At 68.9% G+C, this 4,335-nt stretch carries 5 protein-coding genes; all 5 read left to right on the forward strand.

Annotation, left to right across the window (positions count from 1 at the left end; genetic code table 11):
- Positions 1 to 141: 141 nt before the first annotated feature.
- The gene (locus tag AC1D15_RS19735; RefSeq protein ID WP_477827314.1) at positions 142 to 894 is read left to right on the forward strand and encodes a phosphoadenylyl-sulfate reductase; all 753 of its coding nucleotides are present in this window, start codon (positions 142 to 144) and stop codon (positions 892 to 894) included.
- The gene (cysD, locus tag AC1D15_RS19740; RefSeq protein WP_477827315.1) at positions 891 to 1,850 is read left to right on the forward strand and encodes a sulfate adenylyltransferase subunit CysD; all 960 of its coding nucleotides are present in this window, start codon (positions 891 to 893) and stop codon (positions 1,848 to 1,850) included. The genes AC1D15_RS19735 and cysD overlap by 4 nt, the downstream gene beginning before the upstream one ends.
- Positions 1,850 to 3,136 carry a sulfate adenylyltransferase subunit 1 gene (locus AC1D15_RS19745; protein ID WP_477827316.1) on the forward strand — a complete coding sequence of 429 codons (1,287 nt, stop codon included), beginning with the start codon at positions 1,850 to 1,852 and terminating at the stop codon, positions 3,134 to 3,136. Before cysD ends, AC1D15_RS19745 begins: the two co-directional genes overlap by 1 nt.
- A gap of 5 nt (positions 3,137 to 3,141) precedes the next feature.
- Positions 3,142 to 3,912, forward strand: a complete 771-nt coding sequence (cobA, locus tag AC1D15_RS19750; protein ID WP_477827317.1) for a uroporphyrinogen-III C-methyltransferase — start codon at positions 3,142 to 3,144, stop codon at positions 3,910 to 3,912.
- Positions 3,913 to 3,981: 69 nt separating this feature from the next.
- Positions 3,982 to 4,305: a ferredoxin FdxA gene (gene fdxA, locus AC1D15_RS19755; RefSeq protein WP_047508765.1), complete on the forward strand. Its 324-nt coding sequence runs from the start codon at positions 3,982 to 3,984 to the stop codon at positions 4,303 to 4,305.
- The last annotated feature ends 30 nt before the right edge of the window (positions 4,306 to 4,335 follow it).

A 4,335-nucleotide genomic window follows, 5' to 3' on the forward strand; every position in this document is an offset into this window, starting at 1 on the left:
GTCGATCGAGGTGGCCGAGCGCGCGCTGAACTTCTTCCCCGGCCACTACCAGGCCGACGTCACCGAGCACCGCCCGCTGTTCAAGCGCCCGGCCGGCCAGGAGACGACCAACCGCGAGTTCAACCAGGCGGGCTCGGCGATATGAGCGCCATCACCCTCTACGCCCGCCGGACGGCCGGCTTCGACGAGCGCGTCGCGCACGCGGTGGCGGTGCTGAAGCAGGCGGCCGCCGAGCACCCGGGCCGCGTCGTGCAGGCCACCAGCCTGGGCGCCGAGGACATGGTGCTGACCGACCTGATCGCGCGCCACGGCATCCCGATCGCGATCGGCACGCTCGAGACCGGCCAGTTGCACGAGGAAACGCTCGCGCTGGTGCCGCGCATCGAGCAGCGCTACGGCCTGGCCGTCGAGGTCTACCGCCCCGAGGCCGACGCGGTGATCCACTTCGTGAAGAACCACGGCGAGCGCGCGATGTACGAGAGCATCGACCTGCGCAAGGGCTGCTGCGGAATCCGCAAGCTGGAGCCGCTGTCGCGCATGCTGGCGCAGCGCAGCGCATGGGTCACCGGCCTGCGCCGCGAGCAGTCGAACAACCGCGGCGAGGTGCCGTTCAGCGAGCCCGACGACAAGGGCCGCATCAAGTTCAACCCGCTGGCCGACTGGAGCTGGAACGACGTGTGGCAGTACATCGCGTCGAACGACGTGCCGTACAACCCGCTGCACGACCAGTTCATGCCGAGCATCGGCTGCGCGCCGTGCACGCGCGCGATCGCGGTGGGCGAGGATTTCCGCGCCGGCCGCTGGTGGTGGGAAGACGAGAAGGCGAAAGAGTGCGGATTGCACGTGCACGGGGCCGAAGAGGCCGCCGTGTCGATGATCGGAGACCGGAAATGAATGCCCCGCTGACCGTGGAACAACTGCTGCCGCAGCTCGACCACAGCCACCTCGACTGGCTCGAGGAAGAAGCCATCTTCATCCTGCGCGAGACCGTCGCCGCGTTCGAGCGCCCGGCCCTGCTGTTCTCGGGCGGCAAGGATTCGTGCGTCGTGCTGCGCCTGGCCGAGAAGGCCTTCAAGACCAAGGGTGCCGACGGCGAGTACAAGGGCCGCCTGCCCTTCCCGCTGCTGCATGTCGACACCGGCCACAACTTCCCGGAAGTGATCGAGTTCCGCGACCGCCGCGTCGCCGAGATGGGCGAGCGGCTGGTCGTCGGCCACCTCGAGGATTCGATCCAGCGCGGCACGGTGCGCCTGTCGCACCCGCTGGAGTCGCGCAACGGCCACCAGACGGTCGCGCTGCTCGAGGCGATCGAAGAGCACCGCTTCGACGTGCTGATGGGTGGCGCCCGCCGCGACGAGGAGAAGGCCCGCGCGAAGGAGCGCATCTTCTCGCACCGCGACAGCTTCGGCCAATGGCAGCCGAAGGAGCAGCGCCCCGAGCTGTGGACGCTGTTCAACACCCGCATCAAGCCGGGMGAGCACATGCGYGCGTTCCCGATCAGCAACTGGACCGAGCTCGACGTGTGGCTGTACATCGCCCGCGAGAACATCCCGCTGCCGAAYCTGTACTACGCACACGACCGCCAGGTGATCCGCCGCAAGGGCCTGCTGGTGCCGCTGACCGACGTGACGCCGCCGGAAGCCGGCGAGGTGGTCGAGACGGCCGAGGTGCGCTTTCGMACCGTCGGCGACATGACCTGCACCTGCCCGGTCGARAGCCCGGCCGCCAACGCGACCGAGATCGTCGCCGAGACGCTGAAGGTGACGGTGAGCGAGCGCGGCGCGACCCGCATGGACGACCGCACSTCSGAYGCSTCGATGGAACGCCGCAAGAARGARGGYTAYTTCTGATGAGCACGCCGCAAGTTCAAGTGAAAGACCACCGCGCCTTGAGGTTCCTSACCGCCGGCAGCGTCGACGACGGCAAGAGCACGCTGATCGGSCGGCTGCTGTTCGACAGCCGCGCGATCCTGGCCGACCAGCTCGACACGCTGGAGAAGCGYGCCGCCGGTGCGCCGATCGACCTGTCGCTGCTGACCGACGGCCTGGAGGCCGAGCGCGAGCAAGGCATCACGATCGACGTGGCCTACCGCTACTTCGCGACCAAGCAGCGCAAGTTCATCATCGCCGACGCCCCCGGCCATGAGCAGTACACCCGCAACATGGTGACRGCCGCGGCCGGCAGCGATGCGGCGGTCGTGCTGGTSGACATCACCAAGCTCGACACCCACGCCAGCCCGATGCCGYTGCTCGCGCAGACSCGCCGCCATGCRCTGCTGGCGCACCTGCTGCGCGTGCCGAACATCGTCTTTGCGGTCAACAAGCTCGATGCGGTGGCCGACCCGGCGCAGGCCTTCGCGGCSACGAAGACCGCGCTGCTCGCGTTCGCGCAGCAGGCCGGCATCGCGGTGGCCGGCGTGATCCCGGTGTCGGCGCTGCGCGGCGACAACGTCACGCAGCCGCTGGCCGCCGACTGGTATGACGGCCCGTCGCTGCTGCAGCTGCTGGAAGCCCTGCCGGCGYTGCAGGAGCGCAAGGACGGCGACCTGCTGATCCCCGTGCAGTACGTGTCGCGCGAGGGCGAAGGCACCGGCAACCAGCCGCGCACGCTGTACGGCCGCGTCGCCCACGGCCGCGTGAAGGCCGGCGACACGGTGCAGGTGTTCCCGAGCAACCAGACCGCGGTGGTGGCCGAGGTGCGCCTGGCCGGCGACGTGGTCGATGTCGTCGAGGCCGGGCAGTCGGCGGGGGTCGTGCTGGATCGCCAGCTCGACGTCTCGCGCGGCGACTGGATCGCGACGCCGCAGACCATCCACGAGACGCAGCGCTTCAGCGCGACGCTCGCCTGGCTCGACACCGAGCCGGCGGTCATCGGCCGCAAGTACTGGGTGCGCCACGGCAACCGCTGGGTGCAGGCGCGCATCACCGCGATCGAGAGCCGGCTCGACATCCACACGCTGGAGGCGATCGATGCGCACCAGCTGGCCGTCAACGAGATCGGCCACGTGATCGTCGAGACGCAGCAGGCGCTGCCGGTCGAGGCCTACGCGTCGAACCGCGTCGGCGGCGCGCTGATCATCGTCGACCCGGCCAGCAACCGCACCAGCGGGGCACTGCTGGTCAAGGGAGCCGCCTGATGGCCCTGGGTCGCGTGATCTTCATCGGCGCGGGTCCCGGCTCGGCCGACCTGATCACCGTGCGCGGCGCGCAGCGGCTGGCGCAGGCCGACGTGGTACTGTTCGRCGCGCTGACCGACCCGGCGCTGCGCGCCCATGCGCCGCGTGCGCGCTGGATCAACGTCGGCAAACGCGGCTTCTGCGACAGCACCGGCCAGCAGACGATCAACGCGCTGCTGGTGAAGCATGCGAACGAGGTGGCGACCGTCGTGCGCCTGAAGGGCGGCGACCCGAGCGTGTTCGGCCGGCTCGAGGAAGAGCTGATCGCGCTGGTCGAGGCCGGCATCGCCTGCGAAGTGGTGCCCGGCGTCACGGCCGCGATCGCCGCCGCCGCCGCCACGCAGCGCCCGCTGACCCGCCGCGGCGCCGGCCGCAGCGTCAGCCTGACCACCGCGATGACGCAGACGCGCGAACTGCGCGCCGCCCGCAGCGCCGACACCGAGGTGTTCTACATGGCCGGCAAGCAGCTCGCGGCGCTGGCGCGCGGCCTGCTGGACAGCGGCTGGCCGGCCGACACACCCGTCAGCGTGGTCTCGCGCGCCGGCTGGCCCGACCAGTTGCACAGCGACCACACGCTGCAGACCCTGCCCCGCGCCAGCCTGCTGCACGCCGGGCGTCCGACCGTCGTCACCGTGGGCGAAGGGGCCCGATCCGTGGTGGCAGAACCAGTTGCTGCAAAGCAAGCAAAAGCCCCTGCCAAGGACCTCGCGCTTCCGGTGAAAACCCCAAGCCCTTAAAATCGCTCKTTTTGCCATCCGGCACGGCAGCTTTCAGGCACCTTTTTCTTCTTATTTCGAGCCAGCACCATGACCCACGTCGTCACCGAAGCATGCATCCGTTGCAAGTACACCGATTGCGTCGACGTGTGTCCGGTCGATTGCTTCCGCGAAGGCCCGAACTTCCTGACGATCGATCCGGACGAGTGCATCGACTGCGCCGTGTGCATTCCCGAGTGCCCGGTCAACGCGATCGTTCCGGAAGAGGATGTCCCCGGCGACCAGGTCCACATGATCAAGATCAACGCCGATCTGGCGAAGAAATGGCCCAGCATCACCAAGCGCAAGGCTGCGCTGCCCGATGCGGACGAGTGGAAAGACAAGACGGGCAAGCTGTCCGAACTGATCAAGTAATCCCGCAAGAACAATTCACCTGACCTGCCA

This window comes from Rhizobacter sp. P2_H2, assembly GCF_056403375.1.